This is a genomic window from Meinhardsimonia xiamenensis, from assembly GCF_900102905.1.
Lineage (GTDB): Bacteria > Pseudomonadota > Alphaproteobacteria > Rhodobacterales > Rhodobacteraceae > Meinhardsimonia > Meinhardsimonia xiamenensis.
The window spans coordinates 657806-683212 of record NZ_FNFV01000001.1 but is presented as its reverse complement, the minus strand read 5'-3'; the positions used below and the strand labels follow the sequence as shown (position 1 = coordinate 683212).

Annotated in this window: 27 protein-coding genes; 11 read left to right on the top strand and 16 right to left on the bottom strand. The window is 67.6% G+C overall.

What is annotated here, in order from left to right:
• Positions 1–7: 7 nt before the first annotated feature.
• Positions 8–730 carry a DUF3108 domain-containing protein gene (locus BLQ14_RS03295; protein ID WP_176759517.1) on the bottom strand — a complete coding sequence of 241 codons (723 nt, stop codon included), beginning with the start codon at positions 728–730 and terminating at the stop codon, positions 8–10.
• A 118-nt stretch (positions 731–848) separates the two neighbouring features.
• Here BLQ14_RS03295 and meaB point away from each other — a divergent pair, with 118 nt between their 5' ends.
• The 3 genes from meaB to BLQ14_RS03280 all read left to right on the top strand — a co-directional run bounded on the left by meaB (position 849) and on the right by BLQ14_RS03280 (position 3363).
• Positions 849–1871 carry a methylmalonyl Co-A mutase-associated GTPase MeaB gene (gene meaB / locus BLQ14_RS03290; RefSeq protein WP_092498073.1) on the top strand — a complete coding sequence of 341 codons (1023 nt, stop codon included), beginning with the start codon at positions 849–851 and terminating at the stop codon, positions 1869–1871.
• Between the two features lie 142 nt (positions 1872–2013).
• On the top strand, positions 2014–2307 hold the full coding sequence (gene rpmB / locus BLQ14_RS03285; RefSeq protein WP_092498071.1) for a 50S ribosomal protein L28: 294 nt from the start codon (positions 2014–2016) through the stop codon (positions 2305–2307).
• Positions 2308–2811: 504 nt separating this feature from the next.
• Positions 2812–3363: a copper chaperone PCu(A)C gene (locus BLQ14_RS03280; protein WP_092498069.1), complete on the top strand. Its 552-nt coding sequence runs from the start codon at positions 2812–2814 to the stop codon at positions 3361–3363.
• Positions 3364–3384: 21 nt separating this feature from the next.
• Here the strand turns inward: BLQ14_RS03280 and BLQ14_RS03275 are convergent, their stop codons facing one another.
• Entirely contained in the window at positions 3385–4092 is a 708-nt protein-coding gene (locus tag BLQ14_RS03275; protein WP_092498067.1) for an NAD-dependent deacylase, read from the bottom strand.
• Between the two features lie 120 nt (positions 4093–4212).
• Here BLQ14_RS03275 and BLQ14_RS03270 point away from each other — a divergent pair, with 120 nt between their 5' ends.
• Positions 4213–4602 carry a carboxymuconolactone decarboxylase family protein gene (locus BLQ14_RS03270; RefSeq protein ID WP_092498065.1) on the top strand — a complete coding sequence of 130 codons (390 nt, stop codon included), beginning with the start codon at positions 4213–4215 and terminating at the stop codon, positions 4600–4602.
• A 15-nt stretch (positions 4603–4617) separates the two neighbouring features.
• Here the strand turns inward: BLQ14_RS03270 and BLQ14_RS03265 are convergent, their stop codons facing one another.
• Positions 4618–4953 carry an antibiotic biosynthesis monooxygenase family protein gene (locus BLQ14_RS03265; RefSeq protein WP_092498062.1) on the bottom strand — a complete coding sequence of 112 codons (336 nt, stop codon included), beginning with the start codon at positions 4951–4953 and terminating at the stop codon, positions 4618–4620.
• Between the two features lie 15 nt (positions 4954–4968).
• Positions 4969–5376 carry a universal stress protein gene (locus BLQ14_RS03260; protein ID WP_092498060.1) on the bottom strand — a complete coding sequence of 136 codons (408 nt, stop codon included), beginning with the start codon at positions 5374–5376 and terminating at the stop codon, positions 4969–4971.
• A gap of 168 nt (positions 5377–5544) precedes the next feature.
• Between BLQ14_RS03260 and BLQ14_RS03255 the strand changes: the two genes are divergently transcribed.
• Entirely contained in the window at positions 5545–6057 is a 513-nt protein-coding gene (locus BLQ14_RS03255; RefSeq protein ID WP_092498058.1) for a HugZ family pyridoxamine 5'-phosphate oxidase, read from the top strand.
• A 19-nt stretch (positions 6058–6076) separates the two neighbouring features.
• On the opposite strand, the gene BLQ14_RS03250 is transcribed toward BLQ14_RS03255, so the two are convergent.
• Both BLQ14_RS03250 and BLQ14_RS03245 read right to left on the bottom strand, forming a co-directional pair.
• A complete protein-coding gene (locus BLQ14_RS03250) occupies positions 6077–8347 on the bottom strand; it encodes a glycosyl hydrolase family 28-related protein (RefSeq protein ID WP_092498056.1) in 2271 nt (756 codons plus the stop codon).
• 196 nt (positions 8348–8543) lie between these two features.
• On the bottom strand, positions 8544–10151 hold the full coding sequence (locus tag BLQ14_RS03245) for a lysine--tRNA ligase (protein WP_092498054.1): 1608 nt from the start codon (positions 10149–10151) through the stop codon (positions 8544–8546).
• Between the two features lie 132 nt (positions 10152–10283).
• On the opposite strand from BLQ14_RS03245, the gene BLQ14_RS03240 reads away from it, so the two are divergent.
• Positions 10284–10706: a tellurite resistance TerB family protein gene (locus BLQ14_RS03240; protein WP_170068389.1), complete on the top strand. Its 423-nt coding sequence runs from the start codon at positions 10284–10286 to the stop codon at positions 10704–10706.
• A 109-nt stretch (positions 10707–10815) separates the two neighbouring features.
• On the opposite strand, the gene dacB is transcribed toward BLQ14_RS03240, so the two are convergent.
• The 6 genes from dacB to clpS all read right to left on the bottom strand — a co-directional run bounded on the left by dacB (position 10816) and on the right by clpS (position 16226).
• Positions 10816–12195, bottom strand: coding sequence for a D-alanyl-D-alanine carboxypeptidase/D-alanyl-D-alanine endopeptidase (gene dacB / locus BLQ14_RS03235; protein WP_245656887.1), 1380 nt, complete (start codon positions 12193–12195; stop codon positions 10816–10818).
• Between the two features lie 163 nt (positions 12196–12358).
• Complete coding sequence (locus BLQ14_RS03230; protein ID WP_092498392.1) at positions 12359–12973, bottom strand: nicotinate-nucleotide adenylyltransferase; 615 nt, start codon at positions 12971–12973, stop codon at positions 12359–12361.
• A 58-nt stretch (positions 12974–13031) separates the two neighbouring features.
• Entirely contained in the window at positions 13032–13952 is a 921-nt protein-coding gene (gene hemF, locus BLQ14_RS03225; protein ID WP_425412080.1) for an oxygen-dependent coproporphyrinogen oxidase, read from the bottom strand.
• Between the two features lie 32 nt (positions 13953–13984).
• The gene (locus BLQ14_RS03220) at positions 13985–14797 is read right to left on the bottom strand and encodes an SDR family NAD(P)-dependent oxidoreductase (protein WP_092498050.1); all 813 of its coding nucleotides are present in this window, start codon (positions 14795–14797) and stop codon (positions 13985–13987) included.
• Positions 14798–14870: 73 nt separating this feature from the next.
• On the bottom strand, positions 14871–15875 hold the full coding sequence (locus BLQ14_RS03215) for a class I SAM-dependent methyltransferase (protein ID WP_092498048.1): 1005 nt from the start codon (positions 15873–15875) through the stop codon (positions 14871–14873).
• Between the two features lie 24 nt (positions 15876–15899).
• Positions 15900–16226 (bottom strand): ATP-dependent Clp protease adapter ClpS, encoded by a 327-nt coding sequence (gene clpS / locus BLQ14_RS03210; protein ID WP_176759525.1) that lies wholly within the window; start codon positions 16224–16226, stop codon positions 15900–15902.
• A gap of 168 nt (positions 16227–16394) precedes the next feature.
• On the opposite strand from clpS, the gene BLQ14_RS03205 reads away from it, so the two are divergent.
• On the top strand, positions 16395–17099 hold the full coding sequence (locus tag BLQ14_RS03205) for an HAD family hydrolase (RefSeq protein WP_092498388.1): 705 nt from the start codon (positions 16395–16397) through the stop codon (positions 17097–17099).
• Positions 17100–17348: 249 nt separating this feature from the next.
• Complete coding sequence (locus BLQ14_RS03200) at positions 17349–18737, top strand: D-alanyl-D-alanine carboxypeptidase family protein (RefSeq protein ID WP_092498044.1); 1389 nt, start codon at positions 17349–17351, stop codon at positions 18735–18737.
• Positions 18738–18860: 123 nt separating this feature from the next.
• On the opposite strand, the gene rpsO is transcribed toward BLQ14_RS03200, so the two are convergent.
• The gene (rpsO, locus tag BLQ14_RS03195; protein ID WP_092498042.1) at positions 18861–19130 is read right to left on the bottom strand and encodes a 30S ribosomal protein S15; all 270 of its coding nucleotides are present in this window, start codon (positions 19128–19130) and stop codon (positions 18861–18863) included.
• Between the two features lie 413 nt (positions 19131–19543).
• On the opposite strand from rpsO, the gene BLQ14_RS03190 reads away from it, so the two are divergent.
• From BLQ14_RS03190 to BLQ14_RS03180, 3 genes are all read left to right on the top strand, one after another.
• Positions 19544–20056, top strand: coding sequence for a hypothetical protein (locus tag BLQ14_RS03190; RefSeq protein WP_092498040.1), 513 nt, complete (start codon positions 19544–19546; stop codon positions 20054–20056).
• A 202-nt stretch (positions 20057–20258) separates the two neighbouring features.
• Positions 20259–21722: a calcium-binding protein gene (locus tag BLQ14_RS03185; RefSeq protein WP_092498038.1), complete on the top strand. Its 1464-nt coding sequence runs from the start codon at positions 20259–20261 to the stop codon at positions 21720–21722.
• Between the two features lie 144 nt (positions 21723–21866).
• A complete protein-coding gene (locus BLQ14_RS03180) occupies positions 21867–23570 on the top strand; it encodes a calcium-binding protein (protein WP_092498036.1) in 1704 nt (567 codons plus the stop codon).
• Here the strand turns inward: BLQ14_RS03180 and BLQ14_RS03175 are convergent.
• The 3 genes from BLQ14_RS03175 to rbfA are packed head-to-tail and all read right to left on the bottom strand — an operon-like array spanning position 23522 to position 25395.
• Complete coding sequence (locus tag BLQ14_RS03175) at positions 23522–24064, bottom strand: DUF1643 domain-containing protein (RefSeq protein ID WP_245656885.1); 543 nt, start codon at positions 24062–24064, stop codon at positions 23522–23524. The two genes, BLQ14_RS03180 and BLQ14_RS03175, sit on opposite strands and share 49 nt — an antisense overlap.
• A gap of 9 nt (positions 24065–24073) precedes the next feature.
• The gene (gene truB / locus BLQ14_RS03170) at positions 24074–24979 is read right to left on the bottom strand and encodes a tRNA pseudouridine(55) synthase TruB (RefSeq protein ID WP_092498034.1); all 906 of its coding nucleotides are present in this window, start codon (positions 24977–24979) and stop codon (positions 24074–24076) included.
• A complete protein-coding gene (gene rbfA, locus BLQ14_RS03165; RefSeq protein WP_092498032.1) occupies positions 24979–25395 on the bottom strand; it encodes a 30S ribosome-binding factor RbfA in 417 nt (138 codons plus the stop codon). The genes truB and rbfA overlap by 1 nt, the downstream gene beginning before the upstream one ends.
• Positions 25396–25407: the final 12 nt, after the last annotated feature.

The window sequence follows — 25407 nt, the reverse complement described above, 5'->3', positions numbered from 1 at the left end:
GGTCAGCTCACCGGCGCTTGACGTGCACCGTTCCATATGAGGTGGAGACACGCACCTCCGCAACCTCCAGCATGCCGCTGCCATTGGGACGGTAGTGAAAGGTCATGGGGGTGATGCCGCCGTTCTCGAGTTCCCATTCGCGATAGCCGGCAAGACGTTGATACTGGGCGGTGCAGCGCAGGCCGTCTCCCTCCGGCTCGGGGCGGACTATCACCAGGCGGCTGCGGCGCACGCCGTCAAAGAGCGTCACCGAAAAGCGGCATGCTTCCTCGCGCGGCACATCACGCAGCGCCAGGAACACCGCCGTTGCCGGGTCGACCGCGTCGCCCTGGGTGGCGGGGTCAACATCAGTGGGCTGCGGCTTGCGCGGCGGGTCGTGGCGCACGACGCGCGGCACCCCGTTCGAGTACTCGATCACTCTTTCGCCCACGCGCTTGCCGTAACGTTCGTCTTCCTCGTAGCGTTCCGGCACCAGCCGCCCGTTGGCAACGCGCCCGACGGCCTTGACGGTGTAGGCAACATTCACGAGAGCGCGCAGAAGCCCGGTCGAGCGCAGCTGCCCGGCCAGCGAATAGCGCGTGTCGGTCAGGAGCGCCTCGAAGGCCGCCTCGCCCGCGCGAATGCCGAGGTACACCACGTCATAGCGCTGGGAGATACGCTCCTGCGCCGACGCAAGCGCTGGAAGGAGCGCGAGCGCGGCGACAAGCATGGGGCGAAAGGCGATCTGCATGGGCATGGCCTCCTCGGCCTTCCGGAGCTGTTGCACGGCTGGACAAGCGCGCCAACAAGGGCAAGAAACCGGCGGCAAGGTCAACTCTCGCGCCCGGCAGCCGGCAAAGGATCGCCCAATGAGCCCATCCCGCACCCCCGATCCGCAAGCGTTGGCGAAGGCGGTGCTCGCCGGCGACCGACGGGCACTCGCGCGCGCCGTGACGCTGGTGGAGAGCACCCGCTCCGATCACCGCAAGGCCGCGCTTGCGCTGCTCGAAGCGCTCAGGGGCAGAGGCGGCGAGAGCCTGCGCATCGGGCTTTCCGGTACCCCCGGCGTGGGCAAGTCCACCTTCATCGAGGCCTTCGGGCTGCATCTCGTCGAACAGGGGCTAAAGGTGGCGGTGCTCGCCGTCGATCCCTCCTCGGCGCGCACGGGTGGCTCGATTCTCGGCGACAAGACGCGGATGGAGCGGCTGTCGCGCGCGCCGCAGGCCTTCATCCGCCCCTCGCCGAGCCTCGGCGCGCTTGGCGGCGTGGCAAGGCGCACCCGGGAGGCCGCCGCAATCGTCGAGGCCGCAGGCTTTGACGTGGTGCTCATCGAGACGGTCGGCGTCGGCCAGTCCGAGACGATGGTGGCCGATCTCACCGACATCTTCGTGCTCCTGATGGCGCCGGCGGGCGGCGACGAGCTGCAAGGCGTGAAGCGCGGGATCATGGAAGCCGCCGACCTCATCCTGGTGAACAAGGCCGATGGCGATCTCGCCGCGGCCGCCGAGCGCACGCGCGCCGACTACGCCGCCGCGCTGAGGCTCATGCGCCCCCGGCCAGGCGACCCGGAAGGCTGGCCGAAGGTGATGTGCGTCTCGGCGCTCACCGGGCACGGCATAGCCGAGGCCTGGGCGGCGATCAGCGAGCTTGCGGACGCGCGCCGCGCCTCGGGCGCCTTTGCCGCGCGGCGGGCGGAACAGGCGCAGCGCTGGTTCGAGGACGAATTGCACCGCGGGCTTCTCGAACGCCTCACGGGCGATCCCCGCCTTGGGCAGGCGATTGCCGCGCTCGAAGCCGATCTTGCCGCCGGCCGCATCGCCCCGAGCGTGGCCGCCGAACGGGTGATCGAAAGCCTTTTCGGCGAAGGCGAGGGCGCGGCGAGAAGGCCCTGAGCGGGCCTTGACGGCGCGCCGCCCTTGGGCTAGTTGCCCGCGACGGATTGACGGGGCGCAGCCCGTGGCGGCGCCCCCTTTGGCCATAGCCCTTCGTCGCGCCAGCCCGGCGCCAGGGCAAGATGACGAGGACAAGAACGCCATGTCGCGCCGCTGCGAACTGACCGGAAAAGGGCCGATGGTCGGCAACAATGTCAGCCACGCCAACAACAAGACCAAGCGCCGCTTCCTGCCCAACCTGCACGAGGTCACGCTGATCTCCGACACGCTGGGCCGTTCCTTCAAGCTGCGCATCTCTTCCTCGGCGCTGCGCAGCGTCGACCATCGCGGCGGGCTCGACGCCTTCCTGCTGAAGGCGAAGGACGCCGACCTTTCGCCCAACGCGCTGAACATCAAGCGCGAGATCGAGAAGGCGCAGGCCGCGGCCAACGCCTGAGCACTTCGCGGAGACGGATTTCGCGGCCTTGTCCGGCGCCGGGCAGGGCCGCTTCCTTTTGCCGCTTTCACATTTCAGACCGACGCGCTAGCTGAAGGGCCATGAGGACGCTGCGCGACCGCCTGCTCCCCGCCTTTCTCGTGGTGGTGCTTCTCATCACCTCGGGGGCGATGGCCGCTGCCCGGGGTCAGGCGCGCTCCGCGAGCGGAGAGATCGTGCTTTGCACCGGCACCGGGCCGGTCTCCGTGGCGGTGGACGCGCGCGGCAAGCCCTTGGGCAAGCTGCACATCTGCCCAGATTGCGCGCTCGGCCTCTTCGCCGTTGACGCGCCGGCGCCGCTCGTCCCCGCCCGCGCCCTCAAGCGCCGAACGCCTCGCCCCACCGCGCGCAGAGCCTGCGCTTGCCATCCACCGCCGCGGCCTGCCGGAAGCGCGCGGCCCTCCCGCAGCCTGATTCGTCCATCGACCGATCAAGACCCGAACGGACAAAATCAGGAGAGCATCAATGTCCCGCATTCCGCTTTTCGGCGCGGCGCTGGCCGTCGCCGCTTCGCTGGCCTTTCCCACGCTCGCCAATGACGCCATCCGCATCGAGGATGCCTATTTCCGCATGGCCACCCCGATGGCGCCAAATGGCGCCGCCTTCATGATCATCCACAACGACGCTGACACCGACGACCGTCTGATCGACGCCCGCTCGCCGATCGCCAAGCGAGTCGAACTCCACACCCACATCGATATGGGAGAGGGGGTCATGAAGATGACCCATGACGAGGATGGCTTCGAAATCCCCGCCCATGGAAGCCGTGCCCTCGCCCGCGGGGGCGATCACGTCATGTTCATGGGGCTGATCGAGCGGCCCGGCGATGGCGAGAGCATCCCGCTGACCCTGGTCTTCGAGAAGGCAGGAGAGATCGTTCTCGAGGTGCCGGTCGATCTCGAGCGGGCGGACGGAATGGGCCACGGCGGCCATGGTCACGGTGCCGGCGGCATGGGTCACGGCGAAGGCGGCATGGGCCATGGAGAGGGCGGCATGAGCCACGGCCATGGCAACTGAGGCGGCGCGCGGCCGGGGGAGCTACTCCCGGCCGCCGGCCTGCCCCAGAAGCCGCTCCACCCATGCCGGCACGATCTCGGTGGCCGGGCCGGTGATGACCTCGTCGAAGGCGCCGGCGGTGGCCGAGGGCTCGAGGTTGAGCTCCACCGTATGCGCCCCGGCCATCGCCGCCTCGGCCACGAAGCCGGCGGCCGGATAGACCGTGCCCGAGGTGCCGATGGCGGCGAAGAGATCGGCGCGCGCAAGTGCCGCGCCGATCTCATCCATGCGATAGGGCATCTCCCCGAACCACACGACATCGGGCCGCGTCGCCCGCGCCCCGCAGGCCGGGCAGCGGTCATCGGGCGCCATCACCTCGGGTGCGTCCCAGCGATGCCCGCAGGCCCCGCACAGGGCGCGCGCAAGTTCCCCGTGCATGTGGATGACATTGCGCGCGCCCGCCCGCTCGTGCAGGTCATCGACATTCTGGGTGACGATCAGCACCTCGCCGGGCCACTCCCTCTGGAGCCGGGCGAGGGCGAAATGCGCGGCATTGGGCCGGGCCGCGCGGCAATTGGCGCGGCGGGCGTTGTAGAACTCATGCACGAGCGCGGGGTTGCGGGCGAAGCCCTCGGGGGTTGCGACCTCTTCAAGGTCGTATTGCGTCCACAACCCGCCCGCATCGCGGAACGTGCCGAGCCCGCTCTCGGCCGAGATCCCCGCCCCGGTGAGTATGACGATATTGCGCATCCACCTGCTCCTCTGCCCGGCTCCGCGCCAGGGCCTGTCACTCTCGGCGCTTTCGCCCCCTTGCGGCAACGACTAGGCTCAAGGCGTTTCAGTCACAACCAATCAATCGGGGAGGAAATCGTGAGCCTGTTTGACGAGGATCTGTTCAGGAAGGGGCTCGAGCAGCGCAAGGCGGTGCTCGGTGCGGAATATGTGGAGAAGGCGCTGAACGAGGCCGACGACTTCTCGCGCCCCTTCCAGGAGGCGATGACGGCCTGGTGCTGGGGCTTCGGCTGGGGCGACGAGACCATCGACCGCAAGACGCGCTCGATGATGAACCTCGCCATGATCGGCGCGCTCGGCCGCATGCATGAGTGGGAGACGCATCTGCGCGGCGCGCTCAACAATGGCGTGAACGTGGAGGAGATCCGCGCCATCATCCATGTGGTCGCCATCTACTGCGGCGTGCCGATGGGCATGGAGTGCTTCCGCGTCGCCCGGCGCGTGCTCAGCGAAAAGGGCCTCATCTGAACGGCCCGGCGGCGGTCAGCCCGCCCCCGGCGCCTCATATACCGCCGCCACCTCATACATCACCGGCTCGAAGCTGCGGCAAAGCTCGGTGATACGCCGGTTGCGCTCGCGCATCTCCTCGCTGCGCAGCATCGCCTGGAAATCCTCGCGCCGTCGCCACTGCGAATAGTTGGCGATGCGGGTTTGTGCGTCATTGACGTGCAGCGCCGCCGCGATGAACCCCGGCCGGCGCGATATCACCTGCGCGTAGGCGTCCTGCAGAAGCTCCAGAACTTCCCCGCAGGTTCCGGGCGTCACCTCGAAAGTTGTTATCACGGTCTGAACATCGGTCTTGCCGGTGACCTTGAGCATTGATCCCTCTCCTCCTCAGCGCAGGACGTGCACGGCGCTGGCGGTATGGCGCACGACACGCGCAGCCGTCGATCCAAGGAAATAGTCCTGCAAGCCCGGCCGGTGGGAGGCGATCACGATGAGGTCAACCCCATGTTCTTCGGCCCAGTCCACGATGGTGCGCCCCGCGTGGCCCACCGTCACTTCGGTGGCGACATCCGTGCGCGCGCCGAGAAGCGCCTCTAGCGCCGCCCGTGATTCCTCGATTCGCCGCTCCATGTGCCCCTCGGGCAGGTACTGCGCGGCATATGCCGGGACCGATTCGACAACGTGAAGCGCGGTGATCTTTCCGCCTCCCGCCAGCAACCGGTCCGCCACACCGAGTGCCTCTCCGATGTCGTGCTCGTGGTCGAGCGCAACCGGGATCAGGATGTTGCGATACATGACGCGTCCTCCTCCGTTTTGCCCGATGCTACATGGAGGCGGCGGAAAGGGGAATTGATCCATGTCATCCCCGCGCGCGCGGCGACAAGAGCCGCCCGGAAAGGCCCATGAGGATTGCGCGCCCTGCGCACCGCCATAACCTCGGATACCACCAAGGGAGACAGACAGATGCCAGGCGAAAGCCGCCGGACAGACCCGATCCGTCCCGCCGACGAAGAGGCGCGCACACTGGCGCGCAAGCTTCTCGAACACGCGCGCCACGGTGCGCTCGGCGTCATCGACCCGCAAAGCGCTGCGCCCTTCGTGACCCGTATCGCGGTGGCGCGCGACGCGGACGGCACACCACTGACGCTGATCTCGGCGCTCGCTCAGCATACGGCGGCGCTTCGCTCCGACCCGCGCGCATCGCTCCTTCTCGGAGAACCCGGCCCACGCGGCGATCCGCTGACCCACCCGCGGATCACGCTGGCGGCGACTGCGCGCTTCCTGCCCCGCCCTTCGGCAGAGCACGATGCCGCCCGCGCCCGCTACCTCGCGCAGCAGCCCAAGGCGAAGCTTTACATCGACTTCGCCGACTTCTCGCTCGTGCGCCTCGAGGTCTGCAGCGCCTTCCTCAATGCCGGTTTCGGCAAGGCCTACGCGCTCACCCCCGCCGACCTCGGGCTGGGCGGCGGGGGCTGATCGTGCGCCCGGTCAGGCCTCAGGTGGGGTTGTCGACCCGCGCGGTGACCTGAACCTTGCCCTTGCAGGCTTCCGACCAGGTCAGGCGGATCTGGTTCTGCGCCGAGCCGTAGCGCACCGTGGCAAAGGGCATGGTGAAGATCCAGGCGTTCGAGGCGTTCCTGATCGGCCCTTCGGCCGTGACCGCCTCCATCGTCCGCGCATAGCCGCCGAAGGGCAGGTAGTCGCCGAAGTTCAGCACCCAGTCCTTGGCGGCACTGTTCTGCTGAAAGGCCAGCGTCACCGGGCAGATCGTCTGATAATCGACACCGTTGAAGGTGTTCTCCTCGAACACGACATTGCGGAAGCGGCTGAAATCGAGCGTGGCAAAACTGGTGTCCACCCGCTCCACCCGCGTGATGTTGCCGCTCACCGTGCGGAAGGTGTTGCCGGTCACGCTGAGCCCGTGCAGGTAGTGCCCCGTGCCATGCGGGCGAATGACGATCCACGCAAAGCTCGACATCGCCCCGATGGTGGTGAAGATGTTGCCGGTGATCGACAGCCCCCCGAAGGAGAACTCGTTGCTGAAATCGGGGTGCTCGTCATGCTCGTTGGTCATCTCGATCGAGGCGTTGTCGATGTAGTTGCCCGTGACCACCGACTTGACGTTCTTGGCGGTGAAGATGATCCCCGCCGGCCGGAAGGCATTGGTCGCGCTGTCGCCCTGGAACCAGTGATTGCCCACGATCATGTGGCCGGTGCCGTTCAGCACCGCCGTGTGCCGGAAGTGCTGGAACCAGCTGTTGCGCAACTTAAGGTCATTGGCGTTGACGTTGAAGGCGATGGTGGAGCGGTTCGCCGCCGTAAGCGGTGACTCGTTGGAGAAGAAACGGCAGCCGTCGATCTGCATGCCTTGGCACCCCCGCCCCGGCGAGGTGATGGCCCGCGCGGCAGGCTTGGTAAAGTGGCACTCGTTGAAATCGATGAGTGAGCCTTGGGGCGACAGGATCACTCCGCTGGCATAGCCGTTGCCCTGAAAGTTGATCTCCGAGAGGGTAAGCTTGGAGAGACTGGAGAACCCGGTGAAATCGAGGATGTAGCGAAAGCGCCGGAAGGTGTAGCTCTGGCTCGCCGCCGCCCCGAAGAGCGGGCTTGAGAGGGTAAGCTCCCCGGCCGAGACGTTCTTCGCCTGCACATAGACCTCGCGGCCCACGCCCGCCCCTTCCACCAGAGAGCCGACCTCTATCGAGCCGATGTTGGAGACATTCTTTAGCTTCAACGGGTCGGATGCCGAATAGCTCGCCGTTGCCGTCACCACCCCTTCGGCCCAGTTCGAGCTGTTCTGGGCGGCGAAGGTGCCGTTGCGGATCACCCGGCGCGTGGCGAAACTCGTCTTGTTGCTGACCGCCGCCTGCATGTCGATCGGCGCGTCAAGGTCGATCTGCCGGCCGTTGAGGTCAAGCGCCTCATGGTCGGTGTAATTGAGGAGCGCCTGAAACGCGCGCCTGAAGCCCTCCACCTCGTCGCCAAAGGCATCGACATAGGTGTTGAGTTCGTAGTTGTCCCTTAGCACCAGCACCGCTTCGGGCGGCATCGTCACCTTGCCCTCGAAGCGCACCGGATTGTCCATGGTCACGGTCGAGCCCAGGTAGTAGAGCCCCGCCGGCACCAGCACCTGCCGCCCGTTGGCCGCGGCGTCGGCGGCGGCAAAGGCGGCGGCGTCATCGGTGATCCCGTCGCCCACCGCCCCGAAATCGATCACATCCACCCAGTCGAGCAAATCGCGCGAATACTCCGCGGTGATGTCGGCGATCTCGATGTCATCGACCCGGATCAAACCGCCGTTCGGCCCGGTGATGTCGATGCCGAAGTGACCATAGGCCACCCCGCCCCACACCATGTCCACGCCCGTGCGCTCGCCGGTTCCGATGATGGCGCTGACCTCGACCACCTGGCCATAGGCCGTGAGCTGCGTCGAGGGGCCGGCCTCGGTGACACCCGAAACCTTGGCGCCATTCGCCGCCGCCGGATAGCCTGCGATCCTGACCGCGGGCATCGCCCCCGAAATCGCCTTCACCCGCGCCGTCACCCGCAGATACCGACCTGCGGTGATCGGCGTCTGCCCCATGTAGCGCAGCCGCTGGGTCGTCTGGGTCTTCACGATCTCCAGACAGCCGCCGAAATCCTGATCGGCCGGGACGAAGGCCGCGTCGGTGGCATTGGCATAGGTCGCGGTGCCCGGCGTGCCGTCCTCGCGCGACCACACGTCAAGCCCGTCGGCAAAAGGCGGCGGATTGAGCCCGTTGGCCATGAAATCCCCTTTCCATTCTCGCACTGGCGCCCACCCCCGCGCGCCCGCTGCCCGCGCGATGGCCGCAGGCCACCGCCACCGGACAAGCCGATCTCGCGGGAAGGCCCGGGCACGCCGCCCGGGCGGAAAAGGGAAGTATCACCGGCAGGGCAAACGCCCCGCTAACGCACCGCGCGCAGGTGCCCCCTGGCGCGGCTCAGACCGTCTCCTCGGCCTTCGCCCCGAGCCTGCCGGCAAGCGCCTCATCGATGAGCCGCGCGGTCTCCTCGACCCCGTAGAGGGCGATGAACCCGCCGAAACGCGGCCCCTGGCTCGCGCCCAGAAGCACCTCGTAGAGCGCCTTGAACCACTCGCGCAGCGGCTCGAAGCCATGTTCCTTGCCCACGGCAAAGACCATCGACTGCAGCTCTTCGGGGTCCGCCGGCCCCTGCCAGGCGCGCAGCCGGTCGCGCAGATCCTCCAGCGCCGCGCGCTCCTTCTCGTCCGGCGCCCGGTAGTGCCGCCTGGGCTTCACCAGATCGTTGAAGTAGCGCACCGCATACTCGGCCGCCGCGTCAAGGTCGGGATGCGTCTCTGGGCTCGCCTCGGGCGCGTAGCGACGAATGAAGCCCCAAAGCGTCTCCTTGTCCTGCGCCCCGGCGACACTGGCGAGGTTGAGCAGCATCGCATAAGACACCACCATGTGGCTTTCGGGCGGATTGCCGCGGTGGATGTGCCAGACGGGGTTGTTGAGCCGCGCGGCCAGATCCTGCCCCGGATAGGCCCGCAGCTGCTGGTGATATTCGTCCACCGCCTTCGGGATCACATCGAAATAGAGCCGCTTGGCCGTCTTCGGCTTGAGATACATGAAGTAGCTGAGGCTCTCGGGCGGTGCGTAGCGCAGCCACTCCTCGATCGAGAGCCCATTTCCCTTCGACTTCGAGATCTTCTGCCCGTTCTCGTCGAGAAACAGCTCGTAATGGAACAGCTCCGGCACCCGCCCGCCGAGAATGCGGCAGATCTTGGCGCTGAGCTCGGCGGAGGGAATGAGATCCTTGCCGAACATCTCGTAGTCGACACCGAGCGCGGCCCAGCGCATCCCCCAGTCGGGCTTCCACTGCAGTTTCACATGCCCACCCGTCACGGGGATCTCCACCTTCTCCCCGTCAGGCTCCTGATAGACGATCGTCCCTTTCGCCACGTTGCGCTCGAGCGTGGGCACCTGCAGCACCCGTCCCGTCTTGGGGCTGATCGGGAGGAAGGGCGAATAGGTCTCGCGCCGGCTGGCGTCCACGCCCCCGAGCGAGGGCAGCATCACCGCCATCACCTCGTCGAAGCGCTCGAGCACTCGCAGAAGCATCTCGTCGAACTTGCCCGATCGGTAATATTCCGTGGCGGAGGCGAACTCGTAGTCGAAGCCGAAGCTGTCCAGAAATGCCCGCAGGCGCGCATTGTTGTGCTCGCCAAAGCTCGCATGCTCCCCAAACGGATCACGCACCCGCGTCAGCGGCAGGCCCAGATCCTCCTTCATCTGCTCCTGATTGGGCACGTTGGAGGGCACCTTCCTCAGCCCGTCCATGTCGTCGGAAAAGCAGATGAGCCGGGTCGGGATGTCCGAGATCGTCTCGAAGGCATGGCGCACCATCGAGGTGCGCACCACCTCGCCGAAGGTGCCGATATGCGGCAGCCCCGACGGCCCGTAGCCCGTCTCGAACAGCACATGTCCCTTCTCCGGCGGCGCCTTCTCGTAGCGCTTGAGCAGCCGGCGCGCCTCCTCGAAGGGCCACGCCCTTGAACTCATCGCCGCGTCACGGAGATCGGACATTGCATCATCATCCCAGCTTTCGACCCGGGCCGCGAAATGCGCCCTGACAGGCCCGCCTTCCTATTGCCGGCTGCGTCATGCGTCAATATTTGTGACCCAAGCCCTTCCTTCCCCAAGCCGGAGCCAGCACCCGTGCCCGACAGCCCCAGCTCCTTTTCCCCTCAGGACAGTCTCGTCGCGATCATGATCGCCGTGTCCGCTTCGGACGAGACAATCCGCACCTCCGAACTCGTGACCATCGAGTCGATCGTCGATCACCTGCCGGTGTTTGCCGATTACGACGCCGACCGGATGCGTGAAGTGGCCCAGATCGTCTTCGAGCTGTTTGCCGAGGAGGAAGGGCTCGATGCCTTCTTCGGGCTTGTGCGCGCCGGTCTTCCCGAACGCCTGCACGAAACCGCCTATGCGCTCGCCTGCGACGTCGCCGCGGCCGACGGGCGCCTCGGTCAGGTCGAGCTGCGCATGCTCGAGGAAATCCGCCACGAGCTGAATATCGACCGCCTGCACGCCGCCGCCATCGAGCGCGGCGCCCGCGCGCGCCATCTCACGCTGTAGCGCCCTGCCAGTCCGAAAGGCGGGCCCGCCCCATCCTCACCCTGGGGGAAATACCCTCGCCGAAGGCACGCGCCCCTTGGGGGCGCGTTCGCGCGCAGCGCGCTTGCCCTCATGCAGCAAAGATGCTGCCCCACCGCGCAAGCAGCTCGTTCTGCATGCGCCGCGCCCGCAACGTCCAGGCACGGCCGCCTTCCGGCCGCTCGCGTTCCTCGGGCCGCAGCGCCGCGCGCCTTTCAAGGTCCGCCGAGATGATGGCAAAGGCCAGCCGCCGCCCACTCGGCGTCGCGACATATCCCGCGAGCGCACTCACGAAATTGAGCGTGCCCGTCTTCGCGTGCACCTCGATCGGCGAGTCGGGCATCGGCAGCCCGTTGGAATCGCGCATGCTCATCCGCCGCAGGAGCGGCGCAAGCTGCGCCCGGGCCAGCGGATGCCTCAGCGCCGTCACCAGATCTGACGCGCAAAGCCGCGCCCCGTCTCCCAGCCCCGAATGATCGATGAAACGGGGCCGGCGCAACACCAGCCGCTCTCGCGCCCAGGCTTCCATGCTCGCCGCGGAATCGGCCAGAGAGACCGGCGAGCGGCCGCGCGCGCGGCTGGCGGTGAGCCCGACCACCTCGGCCGTCAGGTTTGTCGACCAGTGCAGCATGCCACGGAGAATCCCGCGCAGCTCCCCGCTTTGCCAGGCAAACAGCGTCTCTCCCGGCGGCGCGTGATCGGTGATTTCAGGCTCAGGCAGTGACACCCCCTGCGCCGCCGCCAAGCTGCGGAAGACCTCGCCGACATAGCGCGCCGGCTTGCGCACCGGCAGCCATCGCCCCCCGCCGTTGCCCAGCGCCGGCCGCGCCACCGTCCACTGATCCGATCCCCCCTGGTCGGCATAGGTGTAGACGGGCAGCTCGCGGTCCACCACCTGCATGCGAGCTATGCGAACCTCCGGCCGAAATCTCTCCGCGCGTGCATCGAGTGTCACCCGATACCCCTCGGCCTGCCGTTGCCACTCGAAGTAGACGCGGTTGAAGTTCAGGTTCAGCCCCGAGATCGCCGGGTTGTAGCCCGCCTGCGGCGGTTGGCCGGGCTCGATCGCCGGCACGAATGGCAACGCACCCGGCGCGAGCAGAAGCCGTCCACCGATCCGGCGGACCCCGTTCTGCGCCAACGCCCGCGCCATGTCGCCGAGCGCATCCGTGTCGAGAGTCGGGTCGCCGCTTCCGACCAGCACGAGGTCGCCCTTGATCAGGCCATCCTCGATCGGCCCGGTCGCGACAAGACGTGTGACAAAGCGGTAATCCGCACCCAGCATGTCAAGCGCATAGAGCGCAGTGAGGCTCTTGACCACGCTGGCAGGCGGCAGCCGGCGCACCGGGTTCTTCACCTCCAGAAATTCGCCCGTATCCACGTCACAGACGGCAAGCGAGGTCATCCCGCCGAGGCGCGCGGCAGCGATGATGTCATCGACCGTGGCCGACGAGAGAGGATGAAGGCGCACGGGCCGGGGCGCGGGAAAGGGAGACCGCCGAGGCGCGTCCGCGGCTGCCGGCCAAACCACCACCGCGGAACAGGCCAGAGCCGACGAGACGAAAGCGCGTCTCGAAATGCGCAAAACCAATTCTCCCAGCGCGGCGCGCTCGGGCACGCTGCCCCTGCCGCGCTTACCTAATCCACTCGCCTCGCATCCGAATTGCGGTCGAGGACAAATCCGTCATGGGAATATTGATAAAACACCATGCGGGTGGCGGGCAATCGGCAAGCAGGCGCGCCCTTGCCGCGGGCAGCCGGTAGCGGCGAAACCGCAACGCAGCCGGGGAGCGGCGCGCGGCGATGCGCTCTCCGGGGCGGGCAATCACGCCGACCGGCAGCATGCACATGATCTCCTCCCAACGCTCCCAGCGGTGGAATCCGGCCAGATTGTCCGCCCCCATGAGCCAGACAAAGCGCATGCCCCGGTAATGCGGCAACAGCTTGTGCAAGGTCTCGGCGGTGTAGCGCGTGCCGAGCCGGGCCTCGATGTCGGTGATGCGCACCCGAGGATGGCGCATGATGGCCCGCGCCGCGGCCATGCGCCGCTCGAGCGTCGCCGGGGCCTCGGGCTTCAGCGGATTGCCGGGGCTCACCAGCCACCACACCTCGTCAAGCCCGAAGCGCTTCAGCGCCTCGCGGGTGATGTGAACATGTCCCTGGTGTGGCGGATCGAAAGACCCTCCCAGCAGGCCGACCCGCCGCCCCGGCCGGACGGGAGGGAAAGTCCACGCGCCCGCCTCGGCCAGGCGGGCGGTTCCGAAACTTCGGCTGCACCCTTTCAATGGCCCGCCCCGTTGCCGCCCCTCAGGGCCACTTCGCCACGGGTGGAAGGCTCATCAGCACCGCCTCGGGATCATGCCCCGTCTCGAGGCCGAATTTCGTGCCCCGGTCATAGACGAGGTTGTACTCGGCATAGAGCCCGCGATGGACAAGCTGCGTTTCCCTGTCCGCATCAGTCCAGGGCGTGTTCCGCCGTCGCTCCGCAATCGGAAGGAAGGCGGGCAGGAACGCGCGGCCAACGGCCTGCGTGAAGGCGAAATCCGCCTCCCAGTCGCCGGTGTTGAGATCGTCGTAGAAGATCCCCCCCACCCCCCGCGCTCTTCCGCGATGGGGAATGAAGAAATACTCGTCCGCCCAGGCTCTGAAGCGCTCGTAGTAGCCCCCGTCATGCGCATCGCACGCCGCCTTCAGCGTGGCGTGAAAATGGGCGGTGTCCTCCGCGTATTCGATGCAGGGATTGAGATCGGCTCCGCCCCCGAACCACCAGCCATGCGGTGTCCAGAACATGCGGGTGTTCATGTGCACCGCCGGGATGTGCGGGTTCTGCATGTGCGCCACGAGGCTGATGCCCGAGGCCCAGAAGCGCGGATCCTCGGACATTCCGGGCAAATCGCGCCGCGCCGCCATCGCCTGCACGGCCCGCGGGCCGAGTCGGCCATGAACGGTGGAGACATTCACTCCCACCTTCTCGAACACCCGCCCACCGCGCATCACGCTCATCAGCCCGCCGCCCGCATCCGAGCCATCCTCGCCCCGACGGCGCGTCTCGCGCATCTCGAAGCGGCCCGGCGCGCGGTCGGCGAACGGGCCGGTTGTCTGACTGTCCTCAAGCGCCTCGAAGGCGGCGACGATCCGGTCGCGCAGCTCGCGGAACCATGCCGCTGCGCGCGCCTTCTCCTCTGCCATCGTCCCGCCGTCCGCCATTGCCCCGCCTGTCCCGTTCATCGGTGTCGCGCTCCTGCCCCCTGCTTGCCTTCTCAGTGTGCCGGCGGCGTCACCGGGTCGATCAGCGTGCGCCCGCCATCGATGACCAGCACCTGCCCGGTCATGAAGGCCGCCCCCTCGGAGGCGAGGTACTGCGCCGTCTCCGCCACCTCGCGCGCCGAAGCGATGCGGCCGAGCGGGGTCTTCTCCACGATTTCCTCGCGATACGCGTCATTGCCCTTGAGCGCATCCTTCAGCGAGGCACTCATCACGCTGCCGAAGGCGATCGCATTCACACGGATGCGGTGCGGCGCGAGCGCGACCGCCAGCCCCCGCGTGAGTTGCTCGACCGCCGCCGAAGCGACCGAAAAGCCCAGAAGCTCGGGCCTGAGCCGCTGCGCCGCGATCGAGGAGAGATTGATGATCGCCCCGGCGGTCCCCTCCTCGCGTCCTTCCTCCCGCGCCTGCCGAATCATCCGCCGCGCCACCAGCCGCGAAAGGCGCAGCGCGGTGAACAGGTTGTGATCGAGCATTTCCTCGACGGTCTCGTCATCGGGATTGAGCGAATCGGCCAGCGCCACGCGGCGGCAGGCATTGACCAGAATATCGACCCGGTCGAAGGCATCTATGGTTGCCGAGAGCAGGTTGGCGAGCGTCAGCTTCTCGCGCAGATCACCGGCGAAGAAGCGCACATTCCCTCCCTCGCCGTCTTCCACCGGCCCGCACTCGTCCTTGAGTCGCGCCTCGTCCATGTCGGCAAGCATCACGTTGGCGCCCTGGCTGATGAAATGCCGAGCAATGGCCAGGCCGATGCCGTTGGCGCCGCCGGTGACGATGGCCGTCTTGCCGGAGATGGAAAAGGTCATGCTGTCTCCGTGAAACTCTTGTTCGGGCCGCCCGCCGCGAATCCCCCGCCGGTGCCGGCCAGCCTAGCCGATTTCAGCGCCGCCCGCGATTGCGCGATGCCAGCGGCCGGACCGCCTCGATGACCTTGAAGCCGCCGTCCCCACCGATCTCGCGCACCTCCGCAAATGCCGCGCGCAGATCCCGCTCATACGGCAAATGCCGGTTGGCCACCAGATAGAGCCGCCCCGAAGGCTTCAGAAGCCGGGCCGCAGCCGCAATGAACGCCCGCCCCAGCGCCGGGTCGGCCCGCCGTCCGGCATGAAACGGCGGATTTGTCACCACGCAGTCGAAACTCGCTGCCTCGCCCCACTCCGTGACGTCTGCCCAGTGAAAGACCGCCCGCGCATCGGAAATATTGCGCCGCGCACAATCGAGCGCCGCGTGGTCGGCTTCCACAAGGTCGAGCCGCCCGACGTCCGCCCGCTCGAGAATGCTCCGCGCGAGATACCCCCAGCCCGCGCCCAGATCGGCAACCTTCTTGCCCAGCTTCGGCGGCAGCGCCTCAGTTAGGAGCCGTGAGCCCCGGTCGGGCGCATCGGCGGAAAAGACGCCCGGCCGCGTGATCCAGCCGCCCTCTATCTCGCGCGGCTCATCGGCCATGCGCCAGTCGGAGAAATCCCCGCCCTCGAACCAGAACATCTTGCCGTGAGCGCGCGCCACCACCCCGCCGAGCTCCACCCGCCGGCGCACCTCGCGCAGCAGCCCGTCGATGCCGTCGGTCTTCTGCCCGTCCACGAGCACCGGCCCGCCGCCGGTGATCTCGGCGGCCAGAGCAATGCGGTCTCGCGCGAGCTCGCGCACCCGCGGCAGAGAGACAATCGCCGCCTGGTATCTGCCCTGCGGAGCGAGGCGCACGGTGTATCCTGCCGCCTCGAAGGCATCGTGATCGGGTCGGAACCCCTGAATGATCTCCAGCCCCTCGCGCGGCAGGACCGAGAGGTCGTCACCCCTGCGCGGTTCGATCACGGCAACGCGCGACAGGCGGTCGATGCGCGGCGCGCCTTCCTCGAGCGCGCGGGTCAGGCGGGATGAATTCATCGCGAAAGGCGCCGTGGCGGCGCGCTACTCCCTTTCCATCGTGCACTGCAGCGGGTGCTGGTGGCGGCGGGCGAAATCCATCACCTGGCTGACCTTCGTCTCCGCGATCTCGTAGGAGAACACACCGACCACAGCCACCCCCTTCTTGTGCACCGTCAGCATCAGTTCGAATGCCTGTGCATGGCTCATGCCGAAGAAGCGCTCCAGAACATGCACGACGAACTCCATCGGCGTGTAGTCGTCGTTGAGCATTAGCACCTTGTACATCGGCGGCCGCTGGGTCTTGGTGCGGGTCTGAAGGGCAACACCTGTGCCGCCTTCGCCAGCGCCATCATCCTTCTTTCCGGCCATGGTCACGGGCTTGGCAATCACGCGCGTCCTCGATGCGTCCGACGGTTCAAAGCAGCTTGGCGTGGCGACTATATATTCCGACGAAAGCGTGTGAAAAGGGGCCGGTTGCCCGGCATTGTGCGCAACAAGGGTGGCACGCCGGGCGCCAAACGGGGCGAAGGGTTGCAGATGGCACGACGGTTGACGGCAATAGGCTTCGATGCCGACGACACGCTCTGGCACAATGAACAGTTCTTCCGCATGACTCAGGCGCGCTTCGCCGAACTTCTGGCCGATCACGCCGACCCCGACCATCTCGACGAACGCCTGCTTGCCGCGGAACGGCGCAACCTTGGCCATTACGGCTACGGCATCAAGGGCTTCATGCTGTCGATGATCGAGACCGCCATCGAGGTGACCGAGGCGCGCGTGCCCGCCAGCGTGATCGGAGAGATCATCGCCGCAGGTCAGGAGATGCTCCGCCACCCCATAGAGCTTCTCCCGCACGCCCGCGAGGCGGTGGAGGCAGCCTCGGACGCCGGCTTTCGCGTGGTGCTGATCACCAAGGGCGATCTTCTCGACCAGGAACGCAAGCTCGCCCAGTCGGGTCTTGGCGAACTCTTCGACGGGGTGGAGATCGTCTCCGAAAAGACGCCGGATATCTACGCCCGCATCTTCTCCCGGCACGGCAGCGGACCGGAGCAGGCGATGATGGTGGGCAATTCCATGAAGTCCGACGTGCTGCCGGCAATCGCCGCGGGAGGCTGGGGCGTGCATGTGCCCCACGATCTCGCCTGGGAACTCGAACATGCGGACCCGCCCGGCGACCGTACCCGCTTCCGGGAGCTTGCCCATCTCGGCGAGCTGCCCGCCCTGCTGCAACAATTCCTGTAAATGCCGGCCATATTCCTGCCGCATTGAAACAATTCAATCAGCATCGATTCGAGGGCGCGCATCTTTGCCCGTCGATCAACGGCTTGGCGAGGAAAGCTGACGCGGTTAACATCACCCTGACCGGGCGCCAGACCCGGACGGAACGAGGCAGACACGATCGTGAGCGTGCAGGCACGCAGAGGCAGGATTCCATGCCCAGCCCCGTTTCGCTGGGGTCTGATCGCAATCCTTGTGCTGTTGTGCGCGATCATGGGCGGTCCGGGCCGCGCCGCACCCTACGCCGCCATGGTGATGGACGCGCGCACGGGCGAAGTCCTGCACTCGCGCAACGCCGACACGCGGCTTCACCCCGCCTCGCTGACCAAGATGATGACGCTCTACATCGCCTTCGAGGCGGTGGAGCACGGCGAGATCTCGCTCGACACGCTGGTGACGGTCTCGCGCAAGGCCGCCTCCGAGCCACCCTCGCGGTTGGGTCTGCGGCCGGGCCAGAAGATCAAGCTGCGCTATCTCATCCGCGCAGCGGCGGTGAAGTCGGCCAATGACGCGGCCACCGCCATTGCCGAGGCGATCGAGGGCTCCGAAGCCGCATTCGCCCGGCGCATGAACCGCACGGCCAAGGCGCTAGGCATGACCCGGACCACCTTCAAGAATGCCCACGGGCTTACCGAAGCCGGGCACCTGTCCACCGCCCGCGACATGACCATCCTGGGCCGGCACATCCTTTACGACTACCCCGAATACTACAACCTCTTCTCCCGCCGCTCGACCGATGCCGGGCTTCGAACCGTGAGCAACACCAACCGCCGCTTTCTCAGCGACTATCGCGGCGCTGACGGCATCAAGACCGGCTACACGAAGGCTTCGGGCTTCAATCTCGTCGCCTCGGCCGAACGCGGCGGCGTACGCATCATCGCCACCATGTTCGGCGGCCGGTCCACCGCCCAGCGCAACGCCCGCGTGGCCGAGCTTCTCGACCTGGGCTTCAAGCGCGCGCCAGCCCGCGTCGCCTTCCGCCCGCCGAAGAAACCTCCCTACGGCAAGGCGGTCGCCGTGGCCTCGGCCGGTGTCACGGCCGTCGGCCGCAGCCCGCGACCGCTGCCACGTCCACGGTCCGGCCCCGCCTTGCCCGAAGCGCTGATCGCGGCGATCCGCTCGCAGGTCACCGAATCGGTCGAGACCACGCGCGCGGCCGTGTCGCCCTCCCAGATCGGACCGGACCCGGCACCCGAGGCGCCCGTTTCCACCATTGCCACCGTCACCCCGCCGCCCCGTCCCACGCCCGAATCGCTGCCGGCGAGCGCCATCGCCGAGCTGCCCGACTCCCCGGGCACGCCCGCGCTCGAACGGGCAGAAAGTGCAGGGCCTATCGTCGTCACCCGCGTTTCCACCTCTGGTGGACGCCTGTGGGGAATAAATGTGGGCCGCTACTCCACCCGCTACCGCGCCGAACAGGTGCTCTTGCGCACCGCCCTCAGCGAGATCGGCACGCTTGGCGACGCGCTGCGCAAGGTGGTGCAGACAGGCCGGGGCTTCGAGGCCAATTTCGTCGGGATGTCGCGCGAGGCCGCCGATCTGGCCTGCCGGCGGCTCACCGCCCGTGGCCTTCCCTGCGAAACAATCGGCCCCCAGGGTTGACGGGCTTGACGGGCGCAAGGCCCGGCCCGGAAATGTGAAGGGGCCGGCGCGCGGTCGCGAGCGCCAGCCCCCTCAAGCCGGCCCGCAGGCTGCCATTCCTCCCGCGGGCATGTGCGTGAAGCGTCAGCGGCGGATGCCGAGACGCTTGATGAGATCCTGATAACGCGCCTCGTCCTTGCGCTTGAGATAGTCGAGCAGCTTGCGCCGCTGCGCGACCAGCTTCAAGAGCCCGCGGCGGGAGTGATTGTCCTTCTTGTGGGTCTTGAAGTGTTCGGTCAGCGTGGCAATGCGGCTGGTCAGGATCGCCACCTGCACCTCGGGCGACCCGGTGTCGCCCTCGTGGGTGGCATATTCCTTCATCAGACGGGCCTTTTCCTCGGCAGTGATCGACATCGGGGTCTCCTTTCCTGATCTGCGGGCACAAGCCGGGATGTCGTCCAGCAAGGTCCATGGAGTCGGACGCCGGGCAACAGGGGCACCGGCGCCGGCTGCGCGCGTATAAGGCCTTTTCTCCTGTTTGCAAAGCCCCTGTACAGCCCCATGCAATCCGATTCGTCCGGCGCGCATGCACGGCAGGAAACTGATCGCCGAAGGCGCACGATGCGGCCAACGCGCCACGCACTGTCTCGGCTGCGGAAACGGACGGCCGCGCCGCATTCCGCCGCATTTGCAAGTTCTCGACCCGCGTCGCATGATATCGACTTCGATCCTCGGTGCATGGCCGAAAAGCCACGGGCTCCGGCGCACGCGGACGGCACAAGACGCGCGGCAGAAGCGGCGCGGAAATCACAGGGCCTCGGAAAGCGATGTTCGGCATTCTGGAGTTTCTCGGCCTGGCCACGCTGGCACAGGGGTTTGACTCCGCCGGGCCCGACGAGAAGGAATCCGGCGAAACCGAATCGCTCGGCCACGACTCCCTCGCTGCCAACAGCACTGCAGATCCCGCCCTCGCCGAGGGCCCGAGCTCACCCGGCTCTCCGGCCTGGACTCTTCTCTATGGGGGCGAGGGACCTTCGGCGGCCGCAACCGAGAACGCTTCCCTTCTCTCGCGCGACGACGCCCCAGTTCCGCTCATCGACGAATTCGACCCGGCAATGGAGCGGCTGGTCATAGGCTACGATACCGAAGCCTCATCCGCTCCCCACGTCACCATCGAGAGCGCCGCCGACGCGAACGGCAATCTCATCGATATCATCCGCCTCAATGGCGCGCCGGTCGCGCGGGTCGTGTCGCTTCCCGGTGCACCCGCCCTGTCACTCGACAGCATTGCTCTCGTGCCGGAATCGGAACTCGATGACCAGGGTCGGACGCCCGCCTGACGGTCACCCACGGCAACAATCGTCACGACTTTCTTCCATTGTTGCGCGGATCGGGCGGATGCGCGGAGATGCGAGCGCGATTGCGGCAAAAATCTGGCTTCCGTCGCGAAATGGGGCAAGGCTTTGGCAAATGGCCGGCAATTCGGGGGCCGAGGCGTCATCGATGGTGGGCGGGCCGACATCAGCAGGGTGAGGAAGGGACATGTTCGCGATTTTTGCACTTCTGGGATTGATCGCCGCCGGCTTCGCGCTGGACATCGGCACGAATGATGATTCCGAAGACACGGCTACCGATGACACGGGCAGCACCTCTGGCGGCACTTCCGGAGGAGCCACCGATGGCGCCGATCGCCTGATCGGCACCGATGCCGCGGACGAGCTCGATGGCGGGGCCGGCAATGACACGATCCTCGGCTGGCTGGGCAACGACCAGCTTCTCGGCGGCCCCGGCAAGGACGAGATGCTTGGCGGCCCCGGCAACGACACGCTCGACGGCGGGGATGGGGCCGATCTTCTCTCCGGCGGCGACGGTGAGGACGTCGTCAACGGCGGTCCGGGGAACGACCAGCTTCTGGGCGGCAGCGGCGACGATGTTCTCAATGGCAACGACGGTGCCGACATGATCGCCGGCGATTACGGCGCCGATTCCATCAACGGCGGCGCCGGGAACGACATCCTGTTTGGCGGCGGTGGCGACGACACGATCGACGGGTTCACGGGCAACGACCGAATCCATGGCGGCAACGGCAACGACGTGATCGATGGCGGCGAAGGTGACGACCTCGTCGAGGGCGGCGAAGGCAATGACGACATCTCGGGCGGCGAGGGCAACGATGTGCTTTATGGCCGCGGCAATGACGACCTCATCCGTGGCGATGCCGGCAACGACTTCATCGAGGGAAACACCGGATTTGACCGGCTCGAGGGCGGCACAGGCAACGACACGCTTCGGGGCGGCTACGGCAACGATGAGCTCTTCGGCGAGGACGATGACGATGAACTCGACGGCGGCGACGGTGATGACATCCTCGACGGCGGGGCGGGCGCCGATAGGCTGTTCGGCGGCGCGGGCAATGACAGCCTGGCCGGCGGCGACGGCAATGATGTGCTCCAGGGCGGCGGCGGCCAGGACACGCTGAACGGCGGCGAGGGAGATGACATTCTCGACGGCGGCGGGCAGGATGACACGCTTGACGGAGAGGCGGGCAACGATGTGCTGGTCGGGGGCCTCGGCGCCGACACGCTGAACGGCGGCGCGGGCAATGACCGGATCGAGGCGATTGTTCTGGAAAGCGCCGCTCCCGGTGAGGCCGACCAAGACGAGGGCGACACGATCGATGCCGGTGACGGCGATGACACGTTGCTGCTGGGCACCGGCGACATCGCCCTCGGCGGCACGGGCGCCGATACGTTCGTTGTCGGAAACTATGTCGATGGCGCCGCCCCGGTGATCCCGGACTTCAACTCCACCGAGGATCAGCTGGTGATCGCCTATCAGGGCACTCCACCCGGGACGATCACCATTGAAACGGCGGTGCCGAGCTCCGGGCCGAGCATCTCGCTCATCAAGGTCGACGGCGAGACCGTCGCCGAAGTCACAAACAACTCGGGCACCCCGATTTCCGTCTCCGACATCGCGCTGGTGCCACTGTCTGAGCTGCTCTGAGCGGCTGCGCTGCGGCGGTCCACGGCCGCCGCAGCGTTCCTTCCGTCTCGGCGTTAACCTTGATTCCATTTCATTATTTCGCCCGTTCATGCTCCGTTCCATGCTACCCTCCTGCCTCGTGGGGTGAGACAAACGGAGTGGGGCATGCTCGCTGCAATGCTGCTGCTGGGGCTGGTTCCCTTGGCCTTCCTTCCGGTTCTGGAAGAAGAGGAGAACGACGACGACGCGAGCGAAACCGGGCCGGTGGAGCCCGGCAGTGCCGAGGGCACCGGCGATCTGCTTGTTGACGAGCCGCCGCCGGACAGGGGAGCGGAAGCGCGGCTCTTCGAGCCCGAAACCGGCCCCGGCGAGTACGCGTACGAGGACTTCCGCCCCGGCGAGGATCGTTTGCGCATCGACCTCGGCTCGCTCGAGGGCGAGGTGAGCTTCACTACGGAGTTTTCCGATCGCGGCGCGAGCATCTCGATCGACACCGCCGAGGGCGCGATGGTGCTCACCTTTCCGGGGCAGGAATCGCTGCCCGCCGACGACATCGAGATCATCCTGCACGACGAGGGCGGCGGCGCGCCCGAAACCATCCCCCTCGCCGAACTCCTCGCCTTCGAGGGGAGTGACGACGCCGCCACCGGAGGCGACAGATTGGACGATGCTCTTGACCCGCTCGATCCCGAGGATCCTGGCAATCCGGGTGGCGGCGGGGGCGAGCCCGGCCTCGACCCGCTTGACCCCGAAGATCCGGGGGAGCCGGGGGGCGGCGGTGATAAGCCCGGCCTCGATCCGCTCAACCTCGACCCTGGCCCAAGCTGGGGCGTGGGCGGTGACCCGGCGGTGAGCGAGGCACTCGAGGCCGCGCTCACGCGCGACAGCGCCGCCGCGGCGGGTCTGGATGCGGCGCTCACGCGCGCGAACCATCCTGCTTCCACAGTCACGCACCTCGGCGACGGCGACGACACCCACGCCCTTCCCGATGACGGCATCGGGGGAACGGGCGAGGGAGAGGTCACGCTCTTCTCTGGGACGCCGGCCGTGGCCTCCGAAGGCGGGGTCGCGGTGGTGGATGGCGCGGGCGGCAACGACACGCTCACCGGCGGCGATGGCGCGGCGTGGCTCTTTGGCGGGCCGGGCAATGACACGATCACCAGCGGCGAAGGCGCGACGGCCGCTTTCGGCGGCGAGGGGGAGGACCGGATTTCGGCCGCATCCGCGCGCGCCGGCGCCTTCATCGACGGCGGCGCAGGCGACGACACGCTCACCGGCAGCAGCGGCAGAGACTTCATCGAAGGCGGCAGCCACGCTGCAGCGGCTGCCGTCAGCGACAACGATGTGATCGACGGCGGTGCAGGAGACGACATCCTGCGCGGCGGCTTTGGAGCCGACGTGATCCGCGGGGGCGAGGGCGATGACGTCATCGACCATCACGGGCGGATCGAGGAGCGCGAAGAGGAGGTCCGCCGCGTCTTCTCCGACCACATCGACGGCGCGGCCGATGTGCTCGACGGAGGCCCCGGCAACGACACGCTCATCATGGACAGAGGCGACACCGCCACCGGCGGACAGGGGGAGGACTATTACTGGGTCTGGAGCGACGGCAATGATGCCGAAGCGGCTCCGGCGGTCATCACCGACTTCGAGGTGGGCACCGACTTTCTGCACATCTCGCTCAACCCCGAGCTCGGGTCGGCGCAGGCGTGGGATCTGCGCGTCGAGCCCTCGCCCGACGGGCAGGACGCCCATGTGATCGTTGCGGGCGATCTCGTGGCGGTGCTGAAAGACGCACCCGATGCCACCGACGCCGATGTCTATGTCGAGGTCAAGCCCGACGTCTTCGCCGCCGCCCCCCAAGGCTGAAGCGGCACCGCATACCCGACATAAAGCGGGTGGCGCGGCTGGCCGCCCTTGGTCAGGCCCAAGTGGAACATCGGTTTGCCAGCACGCCGCAGAAGCGCCGTCACCGCCTCCGCGCGTCCCTGCCGCGCGCCATGCGCGCCCCAAGCGCACAAGATCGCATCGGCCCACGCCGCCGCTTCAGCGATGGCGGCGTCATTCTCCGGCCCCACCGGGTCCGGCGCGGCGAAGAGATCGGCCGGGCGCGTCGCCCGAAAGGCGAAGAGATTGACCACCCCGAACGCCCCCTGCCCCAGGGCACGCGCCCGCCGCTCGCATCGCTCGATGGTGGGGTCATTGGCGCGCTCGGTGGCGGTCGAGGGGTTGAGCATCACGTAAAGGAGCCGCGGCGCCGCCTCATCCCAAACACGGGTGAGCGCATAGCGGTAGCCCTTGCAATCGGAATAGACCGCCCGCGAGCGCGTGCCGCCCTTCTCGAAGCTGCGCGTGATGGCCACGCGGCAGGCTCAGCCGCGGAACACACGCGTGGGGTGCAGCTCCCCCGCCCGGTAGGTGCCGACCGCCACCGCTCTGCCCTGCCAGGAGGCCCAGGCCGTCTCGCCATATTCGGCGTCGGCGTTCAGCACCATGCCGGGGTTGCCGTTTCTGAGCCGCGCCGCGCCCTCGGCCGTGCAGCGCAGCTCGGGAAGCTCGGCCAGCCCCGCCTCGAGCGGCAGGAGCCGCGCGTCAAGCTCGGGGCTCTGCGCCAACGCCTCAAGCTCCTCCCAGGAGATGGCGTCCTCCTCCTCGAAGGGCCCGCTCCACAGCCGCCTGAGCGCGGTGACATGGCCATGGGTGCCCAGCGCCTCGCCAAGGTCGCGGGCAACCGCCCGCACATAGCCGCCCTTGCCGCAGACCATCTCGAAAACCGCATGATCCGCGTCGGGCTGATCCACAAGCTCGAGGCTCTCCACCCACAGCGGGCGCGCGGCAAGCTCCGGGCTCTCCCCCTCGCGCGCCAGTGCATAGGCGCGCTCGCCGTCGATCTTCACCGCCGAGAACTGCGGCGGCACCTGCATGATCTCGCCACGGAAGGCGGGCAGCGCGGCCTCGATCTCCTCGGCGGTCGGGCGCTCGTCGGAGCGCGCGATCACCTCGCCCTCGGCGTCATCGGTGTTCGTCGCCTCGCCCCAGCGCACGGTGAAGCGGTAGCACTTCAGCGCATCCGTCACATAAGGCACCGTCTTCGTCGCCTCGCCCAGCGCCACCGCAAGAATGCCCGTGGCCAGCGGGTCAAGCGTGCCCGCGTGTCCCGCCTTCTGGGCCTGAAGCGCCCAGCGCACCTTGTTGACCACGGCGGTGGAGGTCAGCCCCGCGGGCTTGTCCACCACGAGCCAGCCGGAGATGTCCCGGCCCTTCCTGCGTCTGGCCATCAGTCGTCCTCGTTCGTCTCGCCGCCGCGCAGATCGCGCCTGACCTCCTCGCTCTCGAGAAGCCGGCGCGTGGCGTCCATCCGGTCGAATGTCTCGTCAATGGCAAAGCGCAGCTCGGGAGCGAATTTCAGATTGAGCCCCCGGCTCACGATGCGCCTCAGCTCGCTGCGGTTGCGCCGCAGAAGCTCCAGCGCCTCGTCGCGCCGCTCGCCGCCAAGTGGCAGCACGAAGGCCGTGGCCACGCGCAGATCGGGCGAACAGCGCACCTCGCCCACGGTGATCGACATGGCGTTGAGCTCGGGGTCATGCACCTCGCCGCGCGCCAGCACCTCCGCCAGGCGCCGGCGGATGAGCTCGCCCACGCGAAGCTGGCGCTGCGAGGGCGCGCGCCCGGAGATGTGGGGTTGTCTGGACATGGGCGGTCACAT

What these genes read in the sequence shown, in the direction of transcription:
- BLQ14_RS03295 (WP_176759517.1), bottom strand. Translation starts at nt 730, where the DNA reads ATGCAGATCGCCTTTCGCCCCATGCTTGTCGCCGCGCTCGCGCTCCTT.
- meaB (WP_092498073.1), top strand. Translation starts at nt 849, where the DNA reads ATGAGCCCATCCCGCACCCCCGATCCGCAAGCGTTGGCGAAGGCGGTG.
- rpmB (WP_092498071.1), top strand. Translation starts at nt 2,014, where the DNA reads ATGTCGCGCCGCTGCGAACTGACCGGAAAAGGGCCGATGGTCGGCAAC.
- BLQ14_RS03280 (WP_092498069.1), top strand. Translation starts at nt 2,812, where the DNA reads ATGTCCCGCATTCCGCTTTTCGGCGCGGCGCTGGCCGTCGCCGCTTCG.
- BLQ14_RS03275 (WP_092498067.1), bottom strand. Translation starts at nt 4,092, where the DNA reads ATGCGCAATATCGTCATACTCACCGGGGCGGGGATCTCGGCCGAGAGC.
- BLQ14_RS03265 (WP_092498062.1), bottom strand. Translation starts at nt 4,953, where the DNA reads ATGCTCAAGGTCACCGGCAAGACCGATGTTCAGACCGTGATAACAACT.
- BLQ14_RS03260 (WP_092498060.1), bottom strand. Translation starts at nt 5,376, where the DNA reads ATGTATCGCAACATCCTGATCCCGGTTGCGCTCGACCACGAGCACGAC.
- BLQ14_RS03255 (WP_092498058.1), top strand. Translation starts at nt 5,545, where the DNA reads ATGCCAGGCGAAAGCCGCCGGACAGACCCGATCCGTCCCGCCGACGAA.
- BLQ14_RS03250 (WP_092498056.1), bottom strand. Translation starts at nt 8,347, where the DNA reads ATGGCCAACGGGCTCAATCCGCCGCCTTTTGCCGACGGGCTTGACGTG.
- BLQ14_RS03245 (WP_092498054.1), bottom strand. Translation starts at nt 10,151, where the DNA reads ATGTCCGATCTCCGTGACGCGGCGATGAGTTCAAGGGCGTGGCCCTTC.
- hemF (WP_425412080.1), bottom strand. Translation starts at nt 13,952, where the DNA reads ATGAACGGGACAGGCGGGGCAATGGCGGACGGCGGGACGATGGCAGAG.
- BLQ14_RS03220 (WP_092498050.1), bottom strand. Translation starts at nt 14,797, where the DNA reads ATGACCTTTTCCATCTCCGGCAAGACGGCCATCGTCACCGGCGGCGCC.
- BLQ14_RS03215 (WP_092498048.1), bottom strand. Translation starts at nt 15,875, where the DNA reads ATGAATTCATCCCGCCTGACCCGCGCGCTCGAGGAAGGCGCGCCGCGC.
- clpS (WP_176759525.1), bottom strand. Translation starts at nt 16,226, where the DNA reads ATGGCCGGAAAGAAGGATGATGGCGCTGGCGAAGGCGGCACAGGTGTT.
- BLQ14_RS03205 (WP_092498388.1), top strand. Translation starts at nt 16,395, where the DNA reads ATGGCACGACGGTTGACGGCAATAGGCTTCGATGCCGACGACACGCTC.
- BLQ14_RS03200 (WP_092498044.1), top strand. Translation starts at nt 17,349, where the DNA reads ATGGGCGGTCCGGGCCGCGCCGCACCCTACGCCGCCATGGTGATGGAC.
- rpsO (WP_092498042.1), bottom strand. Translation starts at nt 19,130, where the DNA reads ATGTCGATCACTGCCGAGGAAAAGGCCCGTCTGATGAAGGAATATGCC.
- BLQ14_RS03190 (WP_092498040.1), top strand. Translation starts at nt 19,544, where the DNA reads ATGTTCGGCATTCTGGAGTTTCTCGGCCTGGCCACGCTGGCACAGGGG.
- BLQ14_RS03185 (WP_092498038.1), top strand. Translation starts at nt 20,259, where the DNA reads ATGTTCGCGATTTTTGCACTTCTGGGATTGATCGCCGCCGGCTTCGCG.
- BLQ14_RS03180 (WP_092498036.1), top strand. Translation starts at nt 21,867, where the DNA reads ATGCTCGCTGCAATGCTGCTGCTGGGGCTGGTTCCCTTGGCCTTCCTT.
- truB (WP_092498034.1), bottom strand. Translation starts at nt 24,979, where the DNA reads ATGGCCAGACGCAGGAAGGGCCGGGACATCTCCGGCTGGCTCGTGGTG.
- rbfA (WP_092498032.1), bottom strand. Translation starts at nt 25,395, where the DNA reads ATGTCCAGACAACCCCACATCTCCGGGCGCGCGCCCTCGCAGCGCCAG.